At 63.2% G+C, this 26,343-nt stretch carries 21 protein-coding genes and 2 tRNA genes; 12 read left to right on the forward strand and 11 right to left on the reverse strand.

Annotation, left to right across the window (positions count from 1 at the left end):
- Nucleotides 1-119: 119 nt before the first annotated feature.
- The 4 genes from PPN31114_RS17670 to PPN31114_RS17685 are packed head-to-tail and all read right to left on the reverse strand — an operon-like array spanning nt 120 to nt 3,242.
- Nucleotides 120-1,178, reverse strand: a complete 1,059-nt coding sequence (locus PPN31114_RS17670; RefSeq protein WP_150680805.1) for a S49 family peptidase — start codon at nt 1,176-1,178, stop codon at nt 120-122.
- Nucleotides 1,179-1,181: 3 nt separating this feature from the next.
- Nucleotides 1,182-1,592 carry a Rieske (2Fe-2S) protein gene (locus PPN31114_RS17675; RefSeq protein ID WP_150680806.1) on the reverse strand — a complete coding sequence of 137 codons (411 nt, stop codon included), beginning with the start codon at nt 1,590-1,592 and terminating at the stop codon, nt 1,182-1,184.
- Nucleotides 1,589-2,251 (reverse strand): HAD family hydrolase, encoded by a 663-nt coding sequence (locus PPN31114_RS17680; RefSeq protein ID WP_150680807.1) that lies wholly within the window; start codon nt 2,249-2,251, stop codon nt 1,589-1,591. Before PPN31114_RS17680 ends, PPN31114_RS17675 begins: the two co-directional genes overlap by 4 nt.
- Nucleotides 2,238-3,242 carry an RluA family pseudouridine synthase gene (locus PPN31114_RS17685; RefSeq protein WP_150681130.1) on the reverse strand — a complete coding sequence of 335 codons (1,005 nt, stop codon included), beginning with the start codon at nt 3,240-3,242 and terminating at the stop codon, nt 2,238-2,240. The genes PPN31114_RS17680 and PPN31114_RS17685 overlap by 14 nt, the downstream gene beginning before the upstream one ends.
- 611 nt (nt 3,243-3,853) lie before the next feature.
- On the opposite strand from PPN31114_RS17685, the gene PPN31114_RS17690 reads away from it, so the two are divergent.
- The 7 genes from PPN31114_RS17690 (at nt 3,854) to PPN31114_RS17720 (ending at nt 12,770) form a co-directional block, all read left to right on the forward strand.
- Nucleotides 3,854-7,252: an Rne/Rng family ribonuclease gene (locus PPN31114_RS17690; protein WP_150680808.1), complete on the forward strand. Its 3,399-nt coding sequence runs from the start codon at nt 3,854-3,856 to the stop codon at nt 7,250-7,252.
- A 382-nt stretch (nt 7,253-7,634) separates the two neighbouring features.
- The gene (gene moaA / locus PPN31114_RS17695; protein WP_150680809.1) at nt 7,635-8,762 is read left to right on the forward strand and encodes a GTP 3',8-cyclase MoaA; all 1,128 of its coding nucleotides are present in this window, start codon (nt 7,635-7,637) and stop codon (nt 8,760-8,762) included.
- 190 nt (nt 8,763-8,952) lie between these two features.
- A complete protein-coding gene (locus PPN31114_RS17700) occupies nt 8,953-9,780 on the forward strand; it encodes a hypothetical protein (protein ID WP_150680810.1) in 828 nt (275 codons plus the stop codon).
- 10 nt (nt 9,781-9,790) lie between these two features.
- The gene (gene mobA / locus PPN31114_RS17705; RefSeq protein WP_150680811.1) at nt 9,791-10,477 is read left to right on the forward strand and encodes a molybdenum cofactor guanylyltransferase MobA; all 687 of its coding nucleotides are present in this window, start codon (nt 9,791-9,793) and stop codon (nt 10,475-10,477) included.
- Between the two features lie 65 nt (nt 10,478-10,542).
- Nucleotides 10,543-11,826 (forward strand): molybdopterin molybdotransferase MoeA, encoded by a 1,284-nt coding sequence (moeA, locus tag PPN31114_RS17710; protein ID WP_150680812.1) that lies wholly within the window; start codon nt 10,543-10,545, stop codon nt 11,824-11,826.
- 101 nt (nt 11,827-11,927) lie between these two features.
- Nucleotides 11,928-12,206, forward strand: coding sequence for a hypothetical protein (locus PPN31114_RS17715; protein ID WP_150681131.1), 279 nt, complete (start codon nt 11,928-11,930; stop codon nt 12,204-12,206).
- A 78-nt stretch (nt 12,207-12,284) separates the two neighbouring features.
- Nucleotides 12,285-12,770: a GNAT family N-acetyltransferase gene (locus tag PPN31114_RS17720; RefSeq protein ID WP_150680813.1), complete on the forward strand. Its 486-nt coding sequence runs from the start codon at nt 12,285-12,287 to the stop codon at nt 12,768-12,770.
- Nucleotides 12,771-12,881: 111 nt separating this feature from the next.
- On the opposite strand, the gene PPN31114_RS17725 is transcribed toward PPN31114_RS17720, so the two are convergent.
- The 5 genes from PPN31114_RS17725 to pncB all read right to left on the reverse strand — a co-directional run bounded on the left by PPN31114_RS17725 (nt 12,882) and on the right by pncB (nt 19,097).
- On the reverse strand, nt 12,882-14,333 hold the full coding sequence (locus PPN31114_RS17725) for a DNA recombination protein RmuC (protein ID WP_174988227.1): 1,452 nt from the start codon (nt 14,331-14,333) through the stop codon (nt 12,882-12,884).
- Nucleotides 14,334-14,349: 16 nt separating this feature from the next.
- Complete coding sequence (locus PPN31114_RS17730; protein ID WP_150680815.1) at nt 14,350-15,339, reverse strand: 2-hydroxyacid dehydrogenase; 990 nt, start codon at nt 15,337-15,339, stop codon at nt 14,350-14,352.
- 54 nt (nt 15,340-15,393) lie between these two features.
- Nucleotides 15,394-16,818, reverse strand: coding sequence for a sodium:proton antiporter (locus PPN31114_RS17735; protein WP_150680816.1), 1,425 nt, complete (start codon nt 16,816-16,818; stop codon nt 15,394-15,396).
- 249 nt (nt 16,819-17,067) lie between these two features.
- Nucleotides 17,068-17,730, reverse strand: a complete 663-nt coding sequence (locus PPN31114_RS17740; RefSeq protein WP_150680817.1) for a LutC/YkgG family protein — start codon at nt 17,728-17,730, stop codon at nt 17,068-17,070.
- 176 nt (nt 17,731-17,906) lie between these two features.
- Entirely contained in the window at nt 17,907-19,097 is a 1,191-nt protein-coding gene (gene pncB / locus PPN31114_RS17745) for a nicotinate phosphoribosyltransferase (protein ID WP_150680818.1), read from the reverse strand.
- Between the two features lie 223 nt (nt 19,098-19,320).
- Here pncB and fdxA point away from each other — a divergent pair, with 223 nt between their 5' ends.
- The 3 genes from fdxA (at nt 19,321) to PPN31114_RS17760 (ending at nt 19,976) form a co-directional block, all read left to right on the forward strand.
- On the forward strand, nt 19,321-19,644 hold the full coding sequence (fdxA, locus tag PPN31114_RS17750; RefSeq protein WP_150680819.1) for a ferredoxin FdxA: 324 nt from the start codon (nt 19,321-19,323) through the stop codon (nt 19,642-19,644).
- A 93-nt stretch (nt 19,645-19,737) separates the two neighbouring features.
- Nucleotides 19,738-19,813: transfer RNA gene (locus tag PPN31114_RS17755), tRNA-Asn, on the forward strand.
- 87 nt (nt 19,814-19,900) lie between these two features.
- Nucleotides 19,901-19,976 (forward strand) — tRNA-Asn (locus PPN31114_RS17760).
- A gap of 149 nt (nt 19,977-20,125) precedes the next feature.
- On the opposite strand, the gene oxlT is transcribed toward PPN31114_RS17760, so the two are convergent.
- Both oxlT and PPN31114_RS17770 read right to left on the reverse strand, forming a co-directional pair.
- Nucleotides 20,126-21,442, reverse strand: coding sequence for an oxalate/formate MFS antiporter (gene oxlT, locus PPN31114_RS17765; RefSeq protein ID WP_150680820.1), 1,317 nt, complete (start codon nt 21,440-21,442; stop codon nt 20,126-20,128).
- Nucleotides 21,443-22,474: 1,032 nt separating this feature from the next.
- Nucleotides 22,475-23,299 carry a FadR/GntR family transcriptional regulator gene (locus PPN31114_RS17770; protein WP_174988174.1) on the reverse strand — a complete coding sequence of 275 codons (825 nt, stop codon included), beginning with the start codon at nt 23,297-23,299 and terminating at the stop codon, nt 22,475-22,477.
- 286 nt (nt 23,300-23,585) lie between these two features.
- Here PPN31114_RS17770 and PPN31114_RS17775 point away from each other — a divergent pair, with 286 nt between their 5' ends.
- Both PPN31114_RS17775 and glcE read left to right on the forward strand, forming a co-directional pair.
- The gene (locus PPN31114_RS17775; RefSeq protein ID WP_246182618.1) at nt 23,586-25,202 is read left to right on the forward strand and encodes an FAD-linked oxidase C-terminal domain-containing protein; all 1,617 of its coding nucleotides are present in this window, start codon (nt 23,586-23,588) and stop codon (nt 25,200-25,202) included.
- On the forward strand, nt 25,202-26,341 hold the full coding sequence (gene glcE, locus PPN31114_RS17780; protein WP_150680822.1) for a glycolate oxidase subunit GlcE: 1,140 nt from the start codon (nt 25,202-25,204) through the stop codon (nt 26,339-26,341). Before PPN31114_RS17775 ends, glcE begins: the two co-directional genes overlap by 1 nt.
- Nucleotides 26,342-26,343 lie beyond the last annotated feature (2 nt).

The following is a 26,343-nucleotide window of genomic DNA, read 5'->3' on the forward strand; positions in this document are numbered from 1 at the left end:
GCCCCTGCCGCGTAAGCAGGTAAAAGAAAACCCCACGAAGCTTTTCACTTTCGTGGGGTTTTTCATTAAACGAGACGCCCGAATCCAACGGTGCTATCGAGGCCCGGGGTAGCGCGCCATTACTTCAACGACAACGAAGACCCCATCATCATCGTCTTCATAGCCGCCGTGCCGACGGCCGCACCGAACCGACGCGCCATGCGCTCGGGCAGGTTTTCCTTGACGGTGTAATCGACCAGATCGGGCGCTTTCAACACATCGCGCGCGACTGAATCGACCGTGCCCGTCCCGTCGGCCAACCCCAGTTCGATGGCGCGCTGGCCCGTCCAGAACAGGCCGCTGAACAAGTCCGGATCATCCTTCAGACGGTCGCCACGGCCTTTTTTGACCGCACCGATGAACTGCTGATGCACCTGTTCGAGCATGTCGAGCGCATAGGTTTTTTGCTGATCCGTCTGCGGCGAGAACGGATCGAGGAAGCCCTTGTTGCGCCCTGCCGTCAGCAGACGGCGCTCGACGCCGAGCTTATCCATGAGCCCCGTGAAACCGAAACCGTCCATCAACACGCCGATGGAACCCACGATGCTCGCCTTATCGACATAGATCTTGTCGGCGGCAGCCGCCACGTAATAGCCGCCCGAGGCACAGATTTCCTCGACTACGACGTAGAGCGGCTTCTTCGGATACTTTGCACGCAAACGGGCGATATCGTCGTAGATCATGCCCGCTTGCACCGGGCTGCCCCCGGGGCTGTTGATCCGCAGAATCACCCCGGCAGCCGACGAGTCCTCAAATGCCGATTCCAGCGCCGAGTTGATTTTTTCAGCACTGGCCTGACCGTCGGGCGCAATTTCGCCACTCAACGTGACCAGCGCCGTGTGCTTGCCAGACCCGCCGACGGACGACGTGCTGCTGCCCCCATCGATGTCGAACACCGACCACACGACCAACGCAACGATCGCCAGCGCAAGCAGACGGAAGAAGATTTTCCAACGCCGCGCAGCACGCTGCTCGCGGATGCCAGCCATCAGCACCTTCTCGAGCATTTCGCGCTCCCACGGCTTCACTTCACGCGGATCGCGAGGGCTTGCGCTGCCGCCACCAGAGGGCGGACGCCCGCCGGGTGGCGGAAAACCGGGTTCGGTGCGGGGCGAATCGGGCGGCAGAGAGTCGGCCATACGTTATCCAGAAAAGCTTTGGGGAGTATCGGGCACTTGTATATAGGTATCCGGCCACCAGACGACGGTCGTCCCGGCGGACGCGTCCGGCTGTTCCTCGACTCGCACCGGCTGCAACGCGCCACCACGGCACGGACCGCCAACGCAATGCCCGGTATCGGGCTCGTACGTCGCGCCATGCGTAGCGCACATCAAGTATAAGCCGGAGGTCTCGAAGAACTGCCCCTCGGCCCAGTCCAGTTCCATGGGCACGTGGGCGCACTGATTGAGGTAGCCGTACACGCGCCCGTCGTACCGGATGACGAAGGCGGGCGTGACTCGCCCGCCGACCAGCACGTCGAAACGCACGCCGCGCCCACCATCTTCCAGCGCGGCGCCAGCGCAGATCGGCTGGGGTGCGACGGCCTCGCTCACACGCGCTCCAGCAACCACTCGCGCAGCTCGGCCACGCTACCCGCGCAAAACGCAGGCGCCAACGCCTCGAGTTGATCGCGCGGATGCGCACCGCCGTAAGCCACGGCGACGCTCGCGGCACCGGCGCTGTGCGCCATCTGCAAATCGTGGGTGGTGTCGCCGATCATGACCGTACGGCGCAAATCCTGACCGAGTTCGCGCGTCAGTTCCTGGAGCATCGCGGGGTGCGGTTTCGAAAATGTCTCATCCGCGCAACGTGTCGCATCGAAAGTGCGCATCAGGCCCGCCGCTTCCAGTGCGCGATTCAGCCCAACGCGCGACTTGCCCGTCGCCACCGCCAAGAATCGGCCGCGCGAACGCAATTCTTCGAGCAGCTCGCGCACCCCGGGGAACAGCACCGTTTCCTTGTCACCTATCAAATAATGAAAGCGATAGCGTTCAGAGAGTCGCGGATAGTGCGCAGGGTCGAGACTCGGGACGGCCATTTGCAGCGCGTCACGAAGCCCCAGACCGATGACATGGCTGGCAAGCTCGTCGGTCGGCACAGGCAACCCAAGGTCGCGGCAGGCCGCCTGAATACAGCGGGTAATGGTGGGCGTCGAATCCATCAACGTCCCGTCCCAGTCGAAAACGACCAGGTCGAACTCAGGGCTTGGCATCGGCGGAAGCGCCTCGAAGTTGATTCAGGAATTGCTCACATTCTGGCGGTAACGCGGCTTCCAGCGCAATTGGCGTATCGAGCACGGGGTGCGTGAACTTCAGTCGCCAGGCATGCAGGAACATGCGCTTGATACCGGGTTTGCTGCCAGGCCGGGCGAGCGTCTTGTTCAGCGTGAAGTCGCCATACTTGTCGTCGCCGACGATCGGGGTGCCGCAGTGTGCCAGATGAACGCGTATCTGATGGGTGCGTCCCGTTTTCAGTTCCGCTTCCAGCAACGTATACGGCGGCAGCGATTCCATCATGCGAAATATCGTATGCGACTGCTGGCCGTCTTCCTGCACGCGCACGCGGCGCTCGCCCTCAGACGTGACGTATTTATATAGCGGTGCCTTGACCGCACGCAGCTTGTCGCGCCATTCGCCCGTCACGCAGGCCAGATAGCGCTTGTCCATCCGGTTGTGGCGAATCTGCTCGTGCATGCCGACCAGCGCGGCGCGCTTCTTGGCCAGCAGCAGGATGCCCGAGGTTTCGCGGTCGAGACGGTGCACGAGCTCGAGAAACTTCAGCTGCGGCATCGCCCGGCGCAATTGCTCGATAACGCCGAACGACACGCCGCTGCCACCGTGCACTGCCACGCCGGCAGGCTTGTTGATGGCCATCAGGTAGTCGTCTTCGAACAGCACGGGGAAGGTGGCGGCGGGCACGTGGGTTTGCGGTTCGTTGGAACCGGCGGCCACGCGGACCGGAGGAATTCGGACGATATCGCCCAGGACAAGTCGATAGGCTGCGTCTACTCGCCCTTTATTTACACGGACTTCGCCGCTGCGAAGAATCCGGTAGACGTGGCTTTTCGGTACCCCTTTGCACTCGCGCAATAGGAAATTGTCGATTCGCTGACCTGCCGAGCCGTCATCGACTTCGACGAGCCGCACCTGTGGTGCGGGTGCCGGCGCAACCATTTTGTGCCGACTTTTGCCTAACTCATTCATTATGAATATAATTTGCCCAACAGAGGTGGCGGTAGCGGGAATCATGCCAAATCCACGCCTTTGCCGGTGCATACCCCAAAACGGTATTTTACTTGCACCCCGGGCAGGCTGCTCGTCCGGTGACCCTGGAGCAGCGAGCGCACGCACGTCACGCAGCGTCGGCAGGAAGTCTGGCCCACAGGCCGCTTCGGTCGCAGCGCGCGTGACGCGGATAGAGTTGGTGGTTATAGAATTTTTTGGCGGTCAGACTGAATTGCATTGTTCGGGCTGATCGCTTTGTGAATATCGTTCGCGCAAAAGTCGAGATTGAGGCGCCGCCACAATAAGAATAAGTGTCGGCAGGCGCCCCGAGAAAAAGCTGATGAAGTTTCTCGTGTTACGGACTGCAAGCCCGAAGTAATCCGCGTTGTGCCGGCGTTTTACGGCACATCGGCGGTTCCGGGCGAGCGCGTTAGCGTATTCGCAGGCGCCTTTGCGTCCGTGGGCCTCGTCGCCCGGACCTCCCCGGCAATTCTTCCACCTCCGGCTCGAACCTCGCGTGTTGGATAACTCGAGTGATACGTGCCCGACGCTCTGCGCATTCGCATCGGCGGCGGGTGGGAGTCGTTTTCATGAAACGCATGTTGTTCAACGCCACGCAGCAGGAAGAACTGCGCGTGGCCATTGTCGATGGGCAAAAACTCATCGATATCGATATCGAGACGGCCGGACGCGAACAGCGTAAAGGCAACATCTACAAGGGTGTCATCACCCGTATCGAACCCTCCCTCGAAGCTTGCTTCGTCAACTACGGCGAAGGCCGTCATGGCTTCCTGCCGTTCAAGGAAGTCGCCCGTGCGTACTTCCGCGATGGCGCCGATGTGCGCAATGCGCGCATTCAAGACGCCCTGTCCGAAGGCCAGGAACTCATCGTTCAGGTAGAAAAAGAAGAGCGCGGTAACAAGGGCGCTGCCCTGACCACGTTCATCTCGCTGGCCGGCCGTTACCTCGTGCTGATGCCGAACAACCCGCGTGGCGGTGGCGTGTCGCGCCGCATCGAGGGTGAAGACCGTCAGGAACTGCGCGAAACCATGGCGCAGCTCGAATTGCCCGACGGCATGAGCATCATCGCCCGCACCGCCGGTATCGGCCGCTCGGCCGAAGAGCTCCAGTGGGACTTGAACTACCTGCTGCAACTCTGGCACGCCGTCGAAGGCGCCGCCAACAACATCGAATTGCCGCGCGACTCGGCCCTGATCTACCTCGAGTCGAGCCTCGTCATTCGCGCCATCCGCGACTATTTCCAACCGGATATCGGTGAAATTCTCATCGATACGGAAGAAATCTCCGAACAGGCACGTAACTTCATGCAGGTGGTCATGCCCGACCATCTCAATCGCGTGAAGCAGTACCGCGACGACGTGCCCCTGTTCTCGCGTTTCCAGATCGAACACCAGATCGAAACGGCTTACTCGCGTCAGGTGCCGCTGCCCTCGGGCGGCGCCATCGTGATCGACCACACCGAAGCTCTGGTGTCGATCGACGTGAACTCGGCGCGCGCCACCAAGGGCGCCGACATCGAAGAAACCGCCCTGCGCACCAATCTGGAAGCTGCCGACGAAGTCGCGCGCCAGTTGCGTCTGCGCGACCTCGGCGGCCTGATCGTGATCGACTTCATCGACATGGAGTCGGCCAAGAGCCAGCGTGAAGTCGAACAACGTGTGAAGGATGCGCTCAAGCACGACCGTGCGCGCGTCCAGATGGGCAAGATTTCGCGCTTCGGCCTGATGGAACTCTCGCGCCAGCGCCTGCGCCCGTCGCTCTCGGAAGGCACGCACGTGACCTGCCCGCGTTGCAACGGCACCGGCCACATCCGCGACGCTGAGTCGTCGGCACTGCAAGTCCTGCGCATCATCCAGGAAGAAGCGATGAAGGAGCACACGGCAGCGATTCACTGCCAGGTGCCGGTCGAAGTCGCCGCCTTCCTGCTCAACGAAAAGCGTCAGGAAATCAACAAGATCGAAGCGCGCTTCAAGGTTGGCGTGCTGCTGATCCCGAACAAGCACCTCGAGACGCCGCATTACAAGCTGGAGCGCCTGCGCTTCGACGACCCGCGCCTCGACGCGCCCAAGGCCAGCTACGCGCTCGCCGAGGAAGCCGCCCGCGCGTCGGAAGACGATCCGGCCGGTTACAGCAAGAAGAAGGAAGATGTGCGTCCGCGCCAGGAAGCCGCCGTCAAGGGCATCACGCCCGAGCAGCCGGCCCCGGCAGCACAGCCGCGCCCGGAACCGGTCGCCGCAACGCCCGCCCCGGCAGCCCCGGTGCGCAGCGGTGGTTTCATCGGTTTCGTGAAGCGTCTGCTGGGTCTGGAGTCTGCCGCCCCGGCACCGGTCAAGGAAGAAGCCCCGGCCAAGCCGACCGCGCGTCCGCCGCGTGAGCGCCATGACCGTCCGCATCAACAAAACCGTAATCGCCGCGGCAACGCCCGTGACGAAAACAAGACGGGCAAGGACAACGCGGGCCAACCGGCACGCGAAGGCCGTGCTGCACGTCCGGAACGTGGCGAACGCGCCGATCGTAACGAGCAACGCGCTGAGCGTGGTGACCGTAACGAACGCAATGAGCGCAACGAACGTACCGACCGCACTGACCGTAACGAGCGCAACGAACGTGGCGATCGTAACGAGCGTCAAGAAGGCCGCGACAAGCGCGAGCGCGATGATGCCCAACGTCAACCGGCACAAGAAGTCGTGCGCACGGAAGACGGTCGCGAGCCGCGTGAAGGCCGCGAGCGTGGCAATCGCCGCGATCGCAACGAGCGTCGCGAACGCCGTCAGACCGAAGGTGCCGATGGCCAACAAGCCGCACCGCAACGTGTTGCCCAAGCCGGTGCCCCGTTGAACGCTGGCGACGAAGCTGAATACGACCAACAAGACCGTTTGGCAGCACAGGCCGCGCAGGCCGAAGGTGCACCGGGCGTGACTGGCGAAGACAACGAGCAGGCGAACGAAGAACGCCGTCGCAGCCGTCGCCGTGGTCGTCGCGGTGGCCGTCGTGAACGCGAAGCCGGCGAGCAGCAAGCGCATGGTGAAGGCGAGCAAGGCGAAGGCGTGGAAAGCGTGGAACACACCACGGCATCGGAAGACGGTGTCGACGGTGTGCGTGCCCCGGCTCTGACGGAAGCACGCGCTGAGAACGTTGCGCCCCAAGCCGCTACCGCAACTGCCGCAGCAGCCGTGACGGCGCAGGTCGCCGCACCGGTTCACGCCGAAGCTGCCCCGGCACCGGTCCAGACGTTCCAACCGGTGTTGCAAGCCGCTCAAGCCATTGAATCGGCACCGGTCGCAGCAGCGCCTGCCCCGGCGCAAGTGCAAACCGCAGCCCCGGCTGCCGCACCTGTCGCCACGGTGCGCGAAGCCGCCCCGGCGGCAACGCCGGAAGTGCCGGTGCAAGTGGTCACGGAACCGGTGGCCCCGGCCGCCCCGATCGCGCCGGTGAACGTTGCACCGCTGCCGACGGCAAATGCAGCAGAAGTTGCTGCGCCGATCGTGCCGCCCGTCAGCGCTCCGCTGCCGGCAGCTACGCCGAGCCCGGCACAACCGACGGTACCGGCCGCGGCCTTGACCGAAATCGCCGCTACGTCGGTCAGCGCCAGCGCACCGGCAACCCCGGCAGCTCCGATCGAAACCGCTAAGCCGGTGGTCGTCGAGACGCAAGCGCCTGCCTACGTGGCACCGGCCGTGACGGCCCAACCGGAAGCCGCGGCTGCGGCCACGGAAATCGTGACGCCGAAGCCCGCAACGGCTAGCGTGACGCCGGTGGTCGAGCAGGGCGCGTTGGAAAGCACGCTCCAGAGCGTTGGTCTGGTCTGGGTGCATACGGATGCCGACAAGCATCGCGCCGCCAAGGAAGCCGCCGCGCAAGTGGCACCGGCACCGCGCGTGCAGCGTCAGCGTCGTCCGGCCGCACCGCTCAACAACGGCCCGATGGAGCAAGTGGAAACGCATGCTTCGCCGGATCACGTTGCCTGAGAGGCCGTAACGTTGTCCGGACAAGGTTGATGCGGCAGCTTTCTGTTTGACGCCGCATCGGCCAACGCCAGGCAACTGCCGTGACGCCAAAAAAAGGGGGCTTCGGCCCCCTTTTTCATTGCAGGAACGCCGTGAAGCGCACCGGCCGCTGCATCGACGCCGTGCCGCGGTGAGGCATGCAAATATCGGGACACCCTCGTGTTGTCCCGACTTGTGCGTGCGCCGCACTGCCCGTATCGTGATGCCTGACACTGGCTTGATGTCCCGCATCGAACTGGTTGCTGTCCGCCATGCCGTTGTGACGGTTATGCCGTCTGAATCTCCGGTATCGGCAGCAAACATGCCAATTCGCTAGAATGGAGACGCAAGCCTAGGCCCCACCATGACTGAAACGATTATCCGACTTACCGATCTGCGCACCGACGCGCGATATGCGACACATACGCCGCAGATCCCCGCACAAGTGCGCGCAGCCACCGGCCATCTCGACGATGCGCTGGCTCGGCCGCTGCACGATCTGCGGATTTCGGTCACGGATCGTTGCAATTTCCGCTGTGTGTATTGCATGCCGAAGGATGTGTTCGACAAGGACTACACCTTCCTGCCGCAATCCTCCCTGCTGTCTTTCGAAGAAATCGAGCGTGCTGCGCGCCTGTTCGTCGAACATGGCGTGGAAAAGCTGCGTCTGACGGGAGGCGAGCCGCTGCTGCGCAAGCATCTGGAACGTCTCATCGAGATGCTCGCGCGCCTGCGCACGCCCTCGGGCAAGCCGCTCGACATCACGCTCACGACCAACGGATCGTTGCTCAAGCGCCGCGCTCAGTCGCTCAAGGACGCCGGTCTCACCCGCGTGACGGTGAGTCTGGATAGCCTGGACGACGCGATCTTCCGCCAGATGAACGACGTCGACTTCCCCGTCGCGAACGTGCTCGAAGGCATTGCCGAAGCACAACACGTCGGGCTGGGGCCGGTGAAGGTCAACATGGTCGTCAAACGCGGCACCAACGATAGCGATATCGTGCCGATGGCGCGTCATTTCCACGGCAGCGGCGTGGTCCTGCGTTTCATCGAATACATGGATGTAGGCACGTCGAACGGCTGGCGCATGGATGAAGTGCTGCCGTCCGCCGAGGTAATTGCCCGCGTGAACGACGCGCTGCCGGTCGAGCCGCTCGACGCCAACTACCCGGGTGAAACGGCCCAGCGTTGGCAATATCGCGACGGCGGCGGCGAAGTGGGCGTCATTTCGTCGGTCACGCGCGCGTTTTGCGGCACTTGTTCGCGGGCGCGACTGTCTACGGAAGGCAAGTTGTACCTGTGCCTGTTCGCCAGTTCGGGTTACGACTTGCGCACGCTGTTGCGCAACGGTGCAAGCGATGCGCAGATTTCGACCGTCATCGGCGATATCTGGCGCGGCCGCACCGACCGCTACTCGGCCCTGCGCACGGCCGCCACGGGCTTGCCCGAAGATGCGCCGCCGAAAGTGGAAATGTCCTATATCGGCGGATGATTACCGGCAGTTGGCGTGCCGCGCATCGGTGAACGAAATGCACCGAATGCGCGAAAGGCGATAAGCGCCACGCCTGACTGCCGACTCCGAATTCCTGATCTCACACCACATGATTGCTGCTGCCCCGGACGCTAGTTGCGCCCGAGACTCCTTCGCTCTGTCTGAACGTACGCGCCCAACGGCACGACACGTGACGGCACGCCCTCGCTCGCAAGCGCTGCGTCTGCGCATGGTCGCCATGGGCTTCGCCACGCTGGCGCTGATTTGCGGCGCGCTGATGCCGTCGCTAGCCCATGCCGATTGCGACCCTTCGGAGCGCGATATTGCGAACCACCTCATCACCTATAGCGGTCAACTCGGCGAACGCAACCCGCTACGGCTGGTGCTGCGGCCGTCGTCGAGCGGCAAGCTCGAAGGCCGCTACGCTAACGCCTCGTCGCAAAGCGACACGCTGCTCACCGGCAAGCTGGAAAACAAATCACGCGTGCATCTGACGGAGTTCGACGCGGGCGGCATGCCGCGCGCCACCTTCGAAGGCGAGTTCTCCGCACGTGACGATATCAACCGCCAGCGCGGAGCGTCGGGAAGTTGTGAAGTCATTTCCGGTCAGTGGAAAGATTTGCGCAACGGCCGCACCGTGCCGTTCGAATTGGCGATGTCGAACATCCAGACCGGCAAGATCGATCACTTGTACGGCGCGGCCGGTGCCAACGACGACGAAACCATCAATCGCGCGGCAGGCATGTTCCGCAAGGGCGTGCTCGACGATCGCCGCGATGTCGTGGCGCAATCGATTCGCTATCCGGTCCACGTGTCGCTGCGCGGCAAAACGCTGATACTGCGCAATCCGAAGTCGCTGCTCGCGCGTTACAACGAGATTTTCACGGACAGTTACGTGCGCACCATCGGCGCTGCCGTGCCGCGCCTGATGTTCGCGCGCGACCAGGGCGTGATGCTCGGTGATGGCGCGGTCTGGTTCGATGCGACCGGGCGCGTCATCGCGCTCAACCGCTCATAACGGAAAGCCCATGCCGAACTTCCCGCCCATTGCCCGCGACGCCATCACCGGCCTGATTCTCGCGGGCGGGCGCGGACAACGCATGGGCGGGCGCGACAAGGGCCTGCAACTGTACGACGGCCGCCCATTGGCGGCGCATGTGCTGGCGCGGCTGGCACCGCAAGTCGGTGCCGTGCTGATCAGCGCCAACCGGAATCACGCCGCTTATTCGGCGCTTGGCGCCGACGTCGTCTCCGACGAGACTCAGGATTTTGCCGGGCCGTTGGCGGGCATGCTCTCGGGGTTGCGTGCCGCAAAAACCGAGTACGTGCTCACCGCGCCGTGCGATTCCCCTCTATTGCCTGACGATCTGGCCTTGCGCCTGACGGCCGCGCTTATCGAATCGGCGCAGTCATCGCCAACGGCCAGCGCAAATCCTTCGCACTCGGCGGGAATGGCTCCGCCCCCACTCACCGTCACCGCCGCGTACGCCGTCACATCGGAGGGCCCACACCCGGTCTTCGCCCTGCTGCATCGATCGCTGGCCGACGACCTCGCGGCGACGTTGGCCGCTGGCGAACACCGTGTCAGAGCGTGGCTGGCGCGCCACAAGGCTGTACAAGTTCACTTCGGTGACGAGCGTCCGTTTTACAATGCCAACACGCTTGACGACCTTCATACCGACACGCCGCGCGCCCCCCGGAATTCTGGGCAATAACATTGGGGCACTGACGCGGCCCGATCCGCCGCCATCGCGCGATGTCCGATGACGACGCCACACCGATGACAACACTAGACGAAGCCCTTGCCGGCTTGCCGGCGTACGACCCTAACGACATGACGGTCGAGATGGCGCGCGCGATTATCGCGCGCACCGCGCAGCCGGTGGCCGCCATCGAGCAAGTTGCCGTTCGCAGCGCGCTGGGCCGCGTGCTGGGGCGCGACGTCATCTCTCCGCTCGACGTTCCCGCTTTCGAAAATGCCGCTATGGACGGCTACGCCTTTGCCGGTGCCGCGTTGGCGGCGGGCGGCCAAGTCCGCTTGCGCGTCGCCGGGCGTTCGTTCGCCGGGCGCCCCTTCGATGGCGTGACCGGCGCGGGCGAATGCATTCGCATCATGACGGGCGCATTGCTGCCCGCCGGTTGCGACACCGTGATTCCGCAAGAACAAGTGCAGCGCGAAGGCGACACGGAGATTGTGACCTTCACCGCCGATGCCGTGACGCCGGGCCGTCATGTCCGCCACATTGGCGAAGACCTCGCGGCGGGCCATCCGGCGCTGCTCGCAGGCAAGCGTCTGCGCCCGGCCGCGCTCGGCCTGCTCGCCTCGCTCGGCATTGCCGAAGTGCCGGTGCGTCGCCGGATTCGCGTGGCTTTCTTTTCGACCGGCGACGAACTGCGCTCGGTCGGCGAACCGCTCGTGCCGGGCAATCTTTACGACAGCAATCGCTACACGCTGTACGGCATGCTCCAGCGACTCGGGGTCGAAGTCCTCGATCTGGGCGTCGTTCGCGATGACCCGCAAGCCATTGAAGACACCCTGCGCACCGCCTGCCGCGAGGCGGATGCGGTGATCACCTCGGGCGGTGTCTCCGTGGGCGAGGCCGATTACACCCGCGAGATGATGACGCGTCTGGGCAACGTCGTTTTTTGGAAGATGGCGATGCGCCCCGGCCGTCCGTTTGCCTTTGGCGAACTGGAAAGCGACGGCCATCGCGCCCTGCTCTTCGGCCTGCCTGGCAACCCGGCCGCCGTGATGGCGTCGTTCTACCATCTGGTGCGCGACGGCTTGTTCGTGCTGATGGGTGCCGAGCCGCAAGCCACGCCGCATCTGCCCGTGCCGACGACCACCGCGCTCGCCAAGCGCCCGGGCCGTACCGAATTTCTGCGCGGCATTCTGGCCGCCGACGCGCAAGGCCGCTGGCAAGTCACGGTCGCCGATGCGCAAAGCGCCGGCATCCTGCGCACGATGAGCGAAGCCAATTGTTTCGTCTCACTAGAAGCGTCGCGCGGCAACGTCGCGGCGGGAGAATTGGTCGACGTCATTGTGTTCGACGGACTGGTCTAGTCCAGCGCGAATTCCACAAGCCAACTTTACGCAATACCCGCAGGCTGAGCGTCGACAGCTTGCCTACACAACAAACCTGCAAACACACACGCGCAATGACAATCCGAAAACAGATCACCTACATCAGTCCCGGCCAGACGGCCAAAGCACTGGTCTTGGTCTACCTCACGTTTAGTATTCCGTTGGTACTGCTCGCCTTCCTGGCGGCGTTCATTCGTTACGGCGAGTTGCCGGGCCTCGCGTTCATTTCCGCGCTGGTGCTCAACGCCATCGTCGGCTTCGTGCTCTTGTGGATTGCCTGCCACGCCTATAACTGGGTGGCTGAGCGCTTCGGCGGCATCGAAGTCGCGCTGAGCGACGTACCCGACGAAGACGAATAACGCCCGATCCTCGCGTGCATTCTCTCGCTCGCTCCCTCGCTCATTCTCTCGATTAATCCGACTTACGAGATGCCCACTATGTCTTTGCACCTGCGCCCTGCGACGCCGAACGATGTCGATGCCATTCACGCTCTGATGCGTGAACTGGCGGTTTTCGAAAAGCTGCTCGATATTTTCGAAGCGACGCCGGCCAGCGTGCACGACGCCCTGTTCGGGGCATCACCTGCGGCCGAGTGCTTGATGGCGGAGTGGGATGGCAAGCCGGTCGGCTATGCCTTGTTCTTCCACAACTTCTCGACGTTTCTCGGACGCCGGGGTCTGTATCTGGAAGATGTCTACGTGCAGCCGACGATGCGAGGCAAGGGCGTGGGGCAAGCGCTCTTGCGACGTCTCGCTCGCATCGCGGTGCAACGCGACTGTGCGCGCTTCGAGTGGACGGTACTCGACTGGAATCAGCCCGCCATCGACTTCTATACCGCACAAGGCGCATCGGTACTGCCCGACTGGCGCGTGGTTCGCATGACCGGCGACTCGCTGACAAAGTTTGCCGAGGGCGACGCCTAAGTCGTCTTTTGGCGCCTAAGTCGTTTTTTTACCGAAAACGGCGCCTAAGTCGGTTCGGGCGCGCAAGGTGATCATGTCACCTTCGACGCGCCCGGCGTGAGCCTCACGCGCTCACTCTTCGTCAGCCCCCAAGTCCACACCCAACAACTGCGTGGCCTGCTCGCCTGGCAACGCTTCAACGGTCTTGAGCTTGCGCGCCATCTGGCGCGTACGCACTTCGGCCTGATCGATCGAGCGCGTCACCGTTTCCAATTGCGACTTGGTCCGTGCGAGCACGTCGCCAAACTTGGTGAACTCGGTCTTCACCGCGCCCAAGACTTGCCAGACTTCGCTGGAGCGCCGCTCGATCGCGAGCGTGCGGAAACCCATCTGCAAGCTGTTGAGCAGCGCCGTGAGCGTGGTCGGCCCGGCGACGGTTACGCGATACTCGCGCTGAAGCAGATCCGATAGCCCCGGGCGGCGCAACACTTCCGCATAGAGCCCCTCGGTCGGCAAGAAAAGCAGGGCAAAGTCGGTGGTGTGCGGCGGTGCCAGATACTTCTCGGCGATGGTTTTGGCTTCCAGGCGAATTCGTGTTTCGAGCGCCTTCGATGCGTCTTCCACGGCGGCGGGGTCGGCACGTTCTTGCGCATCGAGCAGCCGCTCGTAATCCTCGCGCGGAAACTTGGCATCGATCGGCAGCCACACGGGCGTGCTGCTGTCGCCGTTCTGACCCGGCAGGGCAATCGCGAATTCCACACGTTCGCTGCTACCCGGCTTGGTCGCCACGTTCTTCGCAAACTGGTCGGCCGTGAGCAGCTGCTCAAGCAGCGCCTGCAACTGCACTTCACCCCAGATGCCGCGCGTCTTCACGTTGGTCAGCACGCGCTTGAGATCGCCCACACCAGCGGCAAGCGTCTGCATCTCGCCAAGCCCGCGGTGCACCTGCTCCAAACGATCCGATACGAGCTTGAACGACTCGCCAAGGCGTTGTTCGAGCGTGGCGTGCAACTTCTCGTCCACGGTGCGCCGCATCTCTTCGAGCTTTGTCGCGTTATTGACTTCGATGTCCTTGAGCTTTTGCTCGAGCGTCGCCCGTACTTCGGCCAGACGCCGTTCGTTGCCCTCGGCCAATTGCGTCAGTTGCTGATGCTGTGCATCGCCAAAGCGACGCAACGCCGAGGTCTGCTCTTCACGCATCTGCTGACCGTTGAGCACCAGGCTCTGACGCACCGCGTCGAGCTGCGCGGCATTCGACTCGGTCAGCTTTGCCAGTTGTTGCGCAAAGCCATCGATCTGATTGTTCTGTACCGTTGCAACACTCGTCATCTGCGCCGCGAGCGTTTGTTGAAACTGCGCCATCTGCGCGCTTTGCTCGCCGCGCCCGGCACGTGCCGTCTCGGCAAACTCCTGCCGCAGACCGCGCTCACTGCGCTCCGCCGCCCGCAAAATATCGTCACGGACATTCGTGAGCGAATCGACGAGCGTCGCGCGCATACCGGCGTCGCCATTGCGCTGCCACACCTTCAAGGCAATCGCGATCATCACCAGCAAATTGAGCGCCGCCAGCCCGACTAACACCATCTCCACACTTGCCTCCTTAGGCCTTTCGTACAGCGGGGTTGAGCAGGCAAGGCGGCTTGCCCGGCGCCGAACCGAAGCCCAATGCCGCAATTAGGTTATCTGCCGCTAGGCTCGCCATGCCTCGGCGCGTTGCCGCCGATGCGCTCGCGATATGCGGCGTGAGCACAACATTCGGCACCTTCAACAAATCGGGATGCACGCTCGGCTCGCCCTCGAACACATCAAGCCCGGCCGCTGCAATTTGCTTGCTCGCCAACGCTTGCGCGAGCGCCGCGTCGTCGACGATGCCGCCGCGCGCCAGATTCACGAGCGTGGCCGTCGATTTCATGGCCGCGAGTTCTGCCGCGCCGATCGTGTGATGGGTGTCCTTCGAATAGGGCAGCACGAGAATGACGTGATCGGCCGTCTTCAACAGCGTGTCTTTGTCGACGTACGACGCCTTGCACGCGGCTTCGGTCGCGGCATCGAGACGCGAGCGGTTGTGATACACCACGCGCATATTGAAGCCCATGGCACGACGTGCGATCGCTTGGCCGATGCGGCCCATTCCGATGATGCCGAGCGTGCTGCCATGCACGTCGGCACCGAGGAACATGTCGTAGGCCCACTTATTCCAGTGGCCCTCGCGCAACCAGCGCTCCGATTCCGTCACCCGCCGAGCCGTGGCCATCAGCAATGCCCAGCCGAAGTCCGCCGTCGTCTCGTTGAGCACGTCCGGCGTATTCGTCGCCATCACCCCAGCGGCCGTCATCGCGTCGATGTCGAAGTTGTTGTAGCCCACCGCCATATTGGCGACCACACGCAGATGCGGTGCCCCAGCGAGTACCGACGCGTCGATACGCTCACTGGCCGTCGTGATCGCACCGGCCTTATCAGCCAATCGAGCGCGCAATTCGTCGCTCGAGTAGACGGTGTCGGCGTCGTTGCGCTCGACCTCAAAGTACTGCGCCAGCCGTTCGATCACGTCCGGGAAAATGGCACGAGCCACAAGAATCTTCGGTTTCACCTATCGTCTCGCAGGAGTTGGCCGCTTGGCAGATATCGGATATCGGTTTGCGGCTTAGAAGAAAATTAACGTCATCAACACGAACAGCGGCAGCAAGATCGCGCCCGACCACAGCATATAGCCAAAGAAGCTGGGCATGCGAATGCCGCGCTGCTCCGCAATGGCTTTCACCATGAAGTTCGGCGCATTGCCGATGTACGTGTTCGCACCCATGAACACAGCGCCCGCCGAAATAGCCGCCAGCGTCGCAGCACCCGACGTCATGAGCGTTGCCGCATCGCCACCCGCCGTGTTGAAGAACACGAGATACGTCGGCGCATTGTCGAGGAACGACGACAAGATGCCCGTCGCCCAGAAGTACATGACGTTGTCCGGCGCACCGTTCGGGCCGGTCACCAGCCGGATCACCCAGCCCAATGCCCCCGCCTCACCGGCACGCAGAATGGCCACCACCGGAATGATCGTGAGGAAGATGCCTGCAAACAGTTTGCCGACCTCTTTCATCGGCTCCCAATTGAAGTCGTTACCAAGGCGCGCCGTGCGCGGCGTGATCACCAGCGAAATCACCGTCAGCGCAATGAGTCCGACATCGCGTGCAAGATTCTCCAGCGTCACCGGCGTGCCGAACACATCGAACACAACGCCCGGCTTCCAGATGCCGCTCATCAGCACGAGCCCGACGGCGGCCGCAAGCAGTACGAAGTTGCGCTTGCCTTCGAGGCGCAGCGGTGCGACGTGCGGCGTGGGATCGAGCTCGTCGATCTGACGCTCCGACTTCTGACGGAAGTAGTACGAGTCGATCAGGAAGAAAAGCAGCAGCAGAATGACGCAGGCCATCAGGGTTTCAGGCCAGATGTGCTGGGTTGTCCAGAAGAAATCGACGCCTTGCAGGAAGCCGAGGAACAACGGCGGGTCGCCCAGCGGCGTGAGCGAGCCGCCCGCGTTCGCAACCAAGAAGATGAAGAACACGACGACGTGCACGTTGTGCTTACGATTGTCGTTCGCGCGAATCAGCGGGCGAATGAGCAACATGGCGGCGCCCGTCGTGCCCATGATGCTCGCGAGCACCGTGCCCAGCCCCAGCAGCCCGGTGTTGAGCCACGGCCCGCCACGCAGGTTGCCGTGCACACAGATACCGCCAGCCGTGGTGAAGAGCGCCGTCAGCAAGACAACGAAGGGAATATATTCGGCGACCAGCGCGTGAACGGCGCCGTGCCATGCCGCCCCTACCCCGAACATGAGCGCATAGGGCAACAAAAACGCCGCGCCCCAGAACGCGGCGATCTTGCCGAAATGGTGGTGCCAGAACGCCGGTGCGACCAACGGCCCGAGCGCAATCGACAGCAGCATGCCCGCAAACGGCAATCCCCACCACGCGACGAGTTGTGCGCCGTCCGGGCCGCCCCCTGCGGCAAACGCGGCCGGACTGATCAACGTCAGCCCTGCGGCGGCCAATGCTCCCCAAATGCCCTTCTGCATTGTTTCTGGTTCCTGTTGGTTGATGGTCGACCGATTAGGAGTCGCCCGTCTCGACGGAGTGCCCGAAGCGGCAAGAGCTTGGGATATTTCCCATTTGGATTCGATAACCACGCCCGATTGGCGCGATGCGACAGCCTGCCCCGTGACAGCCTGCTTTCCTTCGCCCCTTTATCGTCCTGTTCTGCCCCTCGCTCGCCCCTTGCTTGCCCCCCGTTTTCGCCGTTCGGCCAGAGAGCAATCAGACGCCGGTCAGGCCCCGTCGACGATGATGACGTGAACGCGGTACGGGCCATGCGCGCCCAGCACCAGCGTTTGTTCGATGTCGGCCGTACGCGACGGCCCTGCGATGAAGTTGGTCGCGCGAGACAATTGGCCGCGCTCGGTGCGCATCAGCGCGAAGGCATCTTCATGACCCGAGACGATGCGCGACGCAGGCACGACGGCGATGTGCGTCTCGGGCAGCAACGTCGCCGAAGCAAACGTCTCCGGACCGGACATCATCATCAACGCCCCGGTCTCGGCCACCGCGCAGAAGCAACCCGTGATGCCCACGAGATCTTCGCCCAGCGGTTTGCGATATTCGAGGTGACAACCGGCGCCCGCCCAATCCAACTCACGCAACGTCGGCCACGCCACAGCCTGCGAGACCAGCCCGTTCGCTTGCAGATATTGCGCAGCGGCTGCCGGCACATCGCTCATGGCCGACACGCGTGCGATGGTGGTCGAGAGCGCTTCCGCCTTGGCGATGAACGTGGCGACGAGATCGTCGGGCATCGTCGGGCGCGGTCCTTGCGGATGACGCGCCAGATAATCTTCCGCCGCGGCCTGCTCGTTCTCTCGCGCGACATCCGGGCGATGCTGGGCATTGCGGATGCGGGCGAAGATGCGATTGCGGGCGTCGGTGGTATCCATGGCTGCGTCCTGAGAGGCCGGCACACCGGTACGTGGCCGGTGTCGTCTCGTGCGTGTCGTTCTTGATGTTTGGCCGCCGCAGTCAGCACGGCGGGCGATGCGCAATTATAACGGCACGCCACGCCCGCACGCCCGGCATTCGCGCACTATCGGAATGGTCTGGTGCGGCGCTGGGATTAAGCCGCCGGTACTTCGGGCGCGATCTCGAACACCTGACGCAAATAGGCGAGATAAGCGTCGTCATCGCACATATTCTTGCCCGGCGAATCCGACAACTTGGCGACCGGCTGACCGTTGCACCGCACCATCTTGATCACGATTTGCAAGGGCTGATAGCCAAGATCGTTCGTGAGATTGGTGCCGACCCCAAACGCCAGCTTGCAACGATCGCGAAAGCGCTCGAAGAGTTGCAGCACCTTCGGAATGTCGAGGCCGTCGGAAAAAATCATCGTCTTGGTGTGCGCGTCGACCCGGTTCTCGGCGTAGTGCTGCAAGAGCCGTTCGCCCCACACGAATGGATCGCCCGAGTCGTGACGCGCGCCGTCGAAGAGCTTGCAGAAATACATGTCGAAGTCGCGCAGAAACGCCGACATGCCATACACGTCGGACAGCGCAATGCCGAGATCGCCGCGATATTCCTTAGCCCAAGTCTCAAAGCCGAAGATTTGCGAATCGCGCAGACGCGGCCCCAGCGCCTGACAAGCCTGAAGGTACTCATGCGCCATCGTGCCCAGCGGCGTGAGGCCAAGCTTCGACGCGTAGTACACGTTGCTCGTGCCCGCGAATTGTTCGCCCAGTTCTTCGCTCAGCGTGAGGATCACTTCCTCGTGCCACTCCTTCGAGAAACGGCGCCGCGTGCCGTAATCGGCGATCTTGCAATCGCGATACGCCACCGGCTCGGCGAGCATACGAATCTTGTCGCGCAGCCGATGCCGCCCCTCTTCATAGGCGGGCACACGCTGTGTGTTTCGGAAATACACCTCGTTGACGATGGCGAGCACCGGAATTTCGAACAGGATGGTGTGTAGCCACGGCCCCTGAATGGTGATGTCGATCTCGCCGTTGCCCTTGGCCGAGGGCTGCACGGTGACGTACTTTTCGTTGAGATGAAACAGATCGAGAAAGTCGATGAAGTCGCTTTTGATAAAGCGCATTGCGCCGAGATAGCGCAACTCCGACTCGGTGAAACGCAGACCGCACAGCAACCGGATCTCGTCACGAATCTCGTCGACGTAGGGTGTCAAATCGACGCCTTCCGTGCGGCACTTAAAGCGGTATTCGACTTGCGCCGCAGGAAAGTGATGCAGCACCACCTGCATCATCGTGAATTTGTAGAGATCGGTGTCGAGCAGCGAGGTGATGATCATAGCGACGGGACAAAGGCACACGGGGGCACACAAGGGCACGCACGATGGTACCGCAAAGCGATGGCGTGTATGCGCTCGGGAACAACGCGCCTAGCGGCCCGCGCGCCAGGCCGCGCCACCGCCCACAAGTCTCGGGGCAGGCTCACCCACGGCCTCGGGCTGCGCTACAATACGCGTTTTAACGGCCGATCGAAGCCGTTGCGCCCTACGTTCTGGAGTTGGCATGACCCACGTTGTCACCGAAAACTGCATCAAGTGTCGATACACGGATTGTGTCGACGTTTGCCCCGTCGATTGCTTCCGCGAAGGCCCGAACTTTCTGGCCATCGATCCGGACGAGTGCATCGATTGCGCGGTCTGTGTGGCCGAGTGTCCCGCTAACGCCATTTATGCCGAAGAGGACGTGCCGGGCGATCAACAAGCGTTCATCGCGCTGAACGCCGAACTCTCGCCGCTGTGGCCGAGCATCACCAAGACCAAGGCACCGCTCGCCGACGCCGACCAGTGGAAGGACGTCGCCGACAAGCTCAAGCTGCTCGAGCGCTGATTCAGCGGCCCCCACGCCATTTGGTGCACAAAAAGTGCGTTCCGAGTGTTGACAGTGGGTTTAAGCCGCCACTATAATCGCTTTCTCTTTTGATCCCCGATAGCTCAGTTGGTAGAGCGCCGGACTGTTAATCCGTAGGTCCCTGGTTCGAGCCCAGGTCGGGGAGCCAAGAATTACCGAAGCGATGGCCTCGCGCACGCGAGGCTTTTGTTTTAGTCGATGCGCCGTTACAGCGACGCATGACAACCCAGTTTGATCCTCGATAGCTCAGTTGGTAGAGCGCCGGACTGTTAATCCGTAGGTCCCTGGTTCGAGCCCAGGTCGAGGAGCCAAAACGCAAAAAGCCTTGCCGCTCGGCAAGGCTTTTTTGTTTTCGGCGACGCTATCCGGCCACGGCATTCGATCCGTGCGCCCAAAAGAAAACGGGGCACCGTCTCCGGCGCCCCGCTCACTGCTACACCTCATCCTCACCCGCGCAAACTTACTCGCTGGCAGGCGCCCCGATCGGCACTTGCGGGCTGAGCGTTTCGTTATTGTTCACACTCTCGATCCAGCGACGGCGCATCGGTGCGAGCAGGAACTTCGCCGCCACGGCTGCCGCAATGCTGATAACAGCCGCCGCAATGAACACGCGGTCCCAGTGTCCGCCCACGGCCAGCACCGATGCGAGCGGCACCAGCAGCGCAGCCGTGCCCTTCGCGGTGTACAGCGTGCCTGCGTTCGACGCGGCGTTCTTGCTGCCGAACGTGTCGGCACACAGCGCCGGGAAGATCGAGAAGATCTCGCCCCAGCACAGGAACGTCATCGCGGCGAAGAACACGAACATGTACGGGTTTTGACCGAAGTGCATCAGCCCGAGCATCGCCACGCCTTCGCCGAGGAAGATGATGAACATCGCGTTTTCACGGCCGATCTTGTCAGACACGAAGCCGCACAGCGGACGCGTGAAGCCATTGCACAGATTGTCGATCGACAGCGTCATCGTGAGCAGCGGCAACGTCGCACCGAACAGCGTCATCGGCATCGACGCAATCCCGTAGTCCTTCGCAATCGGACCGATCTGCGCAGTCGCCATCAGGCCACCAGCCGCCACCGCCACGAAGCACACGTAGATCACCCAGAACACCGGCGTGCGAATCATCTGGCCCGAGGTGTAGTCCACCTTCGTCGCCAAATTGCGGCGCGACACCGTGACACCCTTCGGTGCACGCGGCTTGACCAGCAACAGCGCGAGGATGAAGATCGCCACGCCCTGCACGATGCCGAAGTTGAAGAACGCCGCTTCGTAGCCCGACTCGCGAATCATGTTCGCAATCGGAATCACCGTCAGTGCCGCCCCTGCGCCGAAACCGGCAGCCGTCAGGCCAGCGGCCAGACCGCGCTTGTCCGGGAACCACTTCAGCGCGTTACCCACGCAAGTGCCATACACGCAACCGGCACCGATACCCGCGATCACGGCTGCCGTGTACAGCACGGTCAGCGACGTGGCGTACGAGTACATGATCCACGAGAGCGCAACGCAGATTGCGCCGCCAGCGACCACCGGACGCGGCCCAAAGCGATCGACGAGCCAGCCTTCGATCGGCACGAGCCAGGTTTCCACGACGATGAAGATCGAGAACGCCACTTGAATTGCCGCGATGCCCCAATGGTTCTTGGCCTCCATCGGCTCGACGAACAGCGTCCACGAATATTGCAGATTGGCCACCAGGCCCATACAGATAATGCCGATCACCAGTTGTGACCAGCGCCCTCCCAGAAAAGAGGTTTTCTCCTCCGGTTGCGCAGCTGCTTGCATGACTTGCCTCCTGTTCCTGTCAGACGATTGCCGGTGGTCAGCCCGATCGCACGCACCCGCGCGCAGTGAAGGGAACACCACCGTCATCGCGTGCCGTCGTGCGTCACTACTTCGGTGACAGCGCATACGACACGCCTCCTGGCATTGCTTGCGGCTCATGCTCGGCCGCTTGATCCTGGAGCGTCGCCTGGCGGCGCGCTCGCGGGGCTCGGGCCCCGGCTGACTGACTTGCGGAAGCGCCAAAGGACACTTCCGGCCCCCGCTTCGGCGCGGCGACACAGGCGTTGAGCCCGTGCCGGCAAGTTGCCGGCTGCCGAAGGGTGACTAGGGTGACAAATTCGAGTGCGGGTCACGGGTCTGCGGTGCTGTCGGGTTGCCGACATCACGTCACAGGCCGCGCCCCATCACTCAGGCGGGCGCGCCTCGCGGACGCGTGATCGCCGAATCGCCTGCCCACGACGGGCGGCAGGGAGATGAGGACCGCCGGGTGTCACGCAGCAGATGTGCGGACGTTGGCGACGGATACGACCGGACAGCCAGCGCGATGCCAACATCGCACTCAGGCTGCCCAAAAGGAAAGGTGTGCTTGCCCAACTTGAGTCTCCGACTTGTGCCACGGCCCGACCCGGGGTATCCCAGTGAATTCCGCGTTGCCCGGACGCGCCGAATCGCTCCAGATTCGCCCGACATTTCGCGGAATTTTTGTGGCCGCTCCGACAAATCGCATCTGATATACAAGATGCAATATATCGAATTAAGTATTTTTATGGTTCCAAAAGTAGACGATGCCCGAACCACTGTCAACCCGGGAACGGCGGCAACGGAGTGTCAGTCGGGGGTGCGGCGAAGGCTTGCGAGACGGTGCGACGTGAGTGCTCGGTAACCCGGGAATGAGCAGCAGCCTTGCTGGCGGGGGATGGCGGGAGGAAGTGGGCATCTGACCCCGCCCTGCCACGGCGTAACGCCAGGTAGGGCAAGGTCAGGGAAAACGATGACGTTTTGGAGGGTGCCGGATGCGCGATCGCGCGTGCATCAAACGGCGCTGGTGTCGCCCGAGCTATCGCCCGAGTTGTCGCGGATGAAGGTGAGGTGTTCGCGCAACGCGCGTTGTGCGCTAGCGGCGTCGTGCGAGGCCACAGCGTCGAAGATGCGGCGATGTTGACCGATCAGTTCCGCAAGATCCGCACCGTGTCCGACGATCGCGCGGTAGTTGTCCACGACGGAGCCGCGCAGCAGCTCGAAGATCGCATGCATCAGATGCACCAGCACGAGGTTGTGCGTGGCTTCGGCCAAGGCCAGATGGAAATGCGCGTCGAGTTCGGGCACACGGGTGAGCAACGACGCACCGCGGGCACCGCCATCGCGGTCGTCGTCCAGACCGTCGCGTCCGGCGGCGTAAGCCGCCTCCAGCGCTTCAAGGGCCTGCCCAAGACGGGCGATGTCCTCGGGCGTGGCACGTTCGGCAGCCAGCTCGACGGCTTTGGCTTCGAGCACTTCGCGCATCTCGAGCACGTCGTCGACGGTCTTGCTATGCCGCGACATCAGTTGCGAGAGCGGTTCAGCGAGCAACGGCTGGCTGGCGTTGGCCACCAAATACCCGCCGCCGGCGCGTCCCACGATCAGACCGCGCGACTCCAGCCGCAGCAGGGCTTCGCGTAGCGACGGCCGCGACACTCCCATTTGCTGCGCAAGATCGCGCTCCGACGGCAAGGCTGAACCGGGGGCGAGACGCCCCTCTACCACCATCGTCTCCAGTTGCTCGTAGACCATGTCGGACAGCCGCAAACGCGGCGGAGGCGTGACCGGCGCAAAGCTCGCGACGGCACCCGAAATCTCGCTGGTGGGTACGGAGGACATAGGCAAGGACGGCTCGGTAGACGACATGTCGGCTGGGTTTCTCGACGAAAAAGGCTCAGAGACGCAACGATACAGGATGGCGTTCGTGCCGGGGCACACCCACGCCGCTACCGTCTGCCGCCCTTCGGAATCGGTTAGGAATTACGTTCAAACCAAGGGTTAACCCTGTGGTCGAAATGAGAGCATTCCCTTTAGGATGACGTCATCCGACAACTGGTCGACCAGTCTACCAGTAGACCAGATCACTCATAATATACGTCAACGACCCTTCGAGCGCGAGACGCCCATGGCATCGAATCCGCACCCCACGCGCAGCCCGACGCCGGGCGACGCCTCCAGCAGCATGACGCTCAGCCCGCCACTGACCGGCGCTGGCCTGTCGACGGCGGCCAACAGCGCCGCCCAACGCGCGCCTGAGACCGAGCCGGTTTTTCCGCAAGTCGACGAACAAGAGCGGGCCGCCCGGCTCGCTGCCCTGCAAGCCGCCGTCCCGGAAGCGTTGTGGCTGACCGAGCGCGAACAGATCACGCCTTATGAGTGCGACGGGCTCGCGGCCTACCGCCGTCTGCCGCTCGCCGTGGTCCTGCCCTCTGACGAAGATCAGGTCTGCCGCATCTTGCGGGCGTGCCGTGAACATCGCGTCCCGGTCGTGCCACGTGGCGCGGGCACGGGCTTGTCGGGCGGTGCCATGCCGATTACCGACGGCATCGTGCTGTCGCTGGCGAAATTCAAACGCATTCTCGAAGTCGACGCGTACGCGCGCACAGCCACCGTGCAGCCCGGCGTGCGCAACTTGGCCGTGTCGGAAGCGGCGGCCCCTTACGGTCTGTACTACGCCCCCGACCCGTCGTCGCAAATCGCGTGCACGATCGGCGGCAATGTGTCCGAAAACTCAGGCGGCGTGCATTGCCTGAAATACGGCCTGACTGTGCACAACGTGTTGCGCGTACGCGCCGTGACGATGGATGGCGATGTCGTCGAATTCGGCTCGCACGCGCTCGATTCGCCGGGCCTCGACTTGCTCTCCGTGTTCATCGGCAGCGAGGGGATGTTCTGCGTCGTGACCGAGATCACCGTCAAGCTCGTGCCCAAGCCGCAAGTGGCACAGGTCATCATGGCGAGCTTCGACGACGTGGAGAGCGGCGGCAACGCGGTGGCCGCCATCATCGCGGCAGGCATCATTCCAGCGGGCCTCGAAATGATGGACAAGCCCGCGACGCAGGCCGTCGAAGAGTTCGTGCATGCGGGTTACGACCTGAACGCCGCGGCCATTCTGCTGAGCGAATCCGACGGCACCGCCGAAGAAGTGGCCGAAGAAATCGCACGTGTGTCGGCCGTGCTGCGGGCCTCGGGCGCGACGCGCATTCAGGTGTCGACCTCCGAAGCGGAGCGCCTGCGTTTCTGGTCGGGACGCAAAAATGCTTTCCCGGCCGCCGGGCGCATTTCTCCCGACTACTACTGCATGGACGGCACGATTCCACGCCGCACGATCGGCACGCTGCTCAAGCGTATCGAAGCGATGGAAGCGCAATACGGCCTGCGCTGCATCAACGTCTTTCATGCGGGCGACGGCAATATGCACCCGCTGATTCTCTTCAACGGCAACGACCTCGACGAGTGGCACCGCGCTGAAGCGTTCGGCAGCGACATTCTCGAAGCGTGCGTCGAGCTGGGCGGCACCGTCACCGGCGAGCATGGCGTGGGCATCGAGAAAATCAACTCCATGTGCGTGCAGTTCTCGCCCGAGGAGCGCGACGCGTTCTTCGCGATCAAGCGCGCCTTCGATCCCGCCGGACTGCTCAACGCCGACAAGGCCATTCCCACCCGCGCGCGTTGCGCCGAGTACGGCAAGATGCACGTGCGTAACGGCCTGTTGCCGCACCCCGATTTGCCGAGGTTCTGATGTCGCAGGCCCCTACCCTTTCCCTCGCACCGCATACGCAAGACGCGGCCTGCGCAGCGCACGCCGCGCAAGTGCTCGACAGCATCCGATCGCGCGTCGTCGCGGCCACCGCCGCAGGCACGCCGCTCGATATCCACGGTGGCAACACCAAGCGCTGGTACGGCGAAACGCCCTCGGGCGAGCCGCTCGACATGCGCGCCTACGCGGGCATTGTGTCGTACGACCCGGCAGAACTCGTCATCACCGCGCGCGCCGGTACACCGCTTGCCGAGATCGAAGCGGTGCTCGCCGAAAAGGGACAAATTCTGCCGTTCGAGCCGCCGCATTTCGGCCCGGGCGCGACGCTCGGCGGCTGCATTGCGGCGGGGCTCGCTGGCCCGCGCCGCCCGCACGTCGGTGCCCCGCGCGACTTTGTGCTCGGCGCGGTTGTCATGAACGGCCAAGGTCAGGTCTTGCACTTCGGCGGACAGGTCATGAAGAATGTCGCCGGTTACGACGTTTCGCGCGTGCTTGCCGGCGCGCTCGGCACGCTTGGCGTGCTGCTCGAACTCTCGATCAAGGTGCTGCCGCAACCGGTCGCCGAAGCCACGCTGCGCTACGAGATGCCGCAGGCGCAGGCCATCGAACAGTTGAACCAGTGGGGCGGCCAGCCGCTGCCGCTGATGGGCTCGGCATGGCTCGACGGCCTCTTGACGGTGCGTCTCGGGGGTGCCGCCGCCGCGATCGACGCCGCACGGCACACGATGGGCGGCGAGCATATCGACGCGATCGAAGCGCAACACTTTTGGCAAGCCTTGCGCGAGCAAACGCACCCGTTCTTCGCGCGCTCGCCGGTGCATGGCGAGGGGCAAGCGTTGTGGCGTTTGTCGGTGCCTTCGACGACACCGCCGCTCACGCATGGCGATGAGCAATTGATCGAATGGGGCGGTGCCCAACGGTGGTGGATTACGCCGCGCAGCGCCTCGGAAGTGCGCGCCATTGCCGCAGCGACAGGCGGGCATGCTACGCTGTTCCGCCACGGCGACAAGTCGGCCGGTGTGTTCACCGCACAGCCGGCCCCATTACAAGCCATCGGCGAGCGCTTGCAGCAAGCTTTCGATCCGAGCCGAATCTTCAACCGCCACCGGCTGTACCGCTAAAG

The sequence above is a fragment of the Pandoraea pneumonica genome (assembly GCF_902459645.1).
Taxonomy (GTDB): domain Bacteria; phylum Pseudomonadota; class Gammaproteobacteria; order Burkholderiales; family Burkholderiaceae; genus Pandoraea; species Pandoraea pneumonica.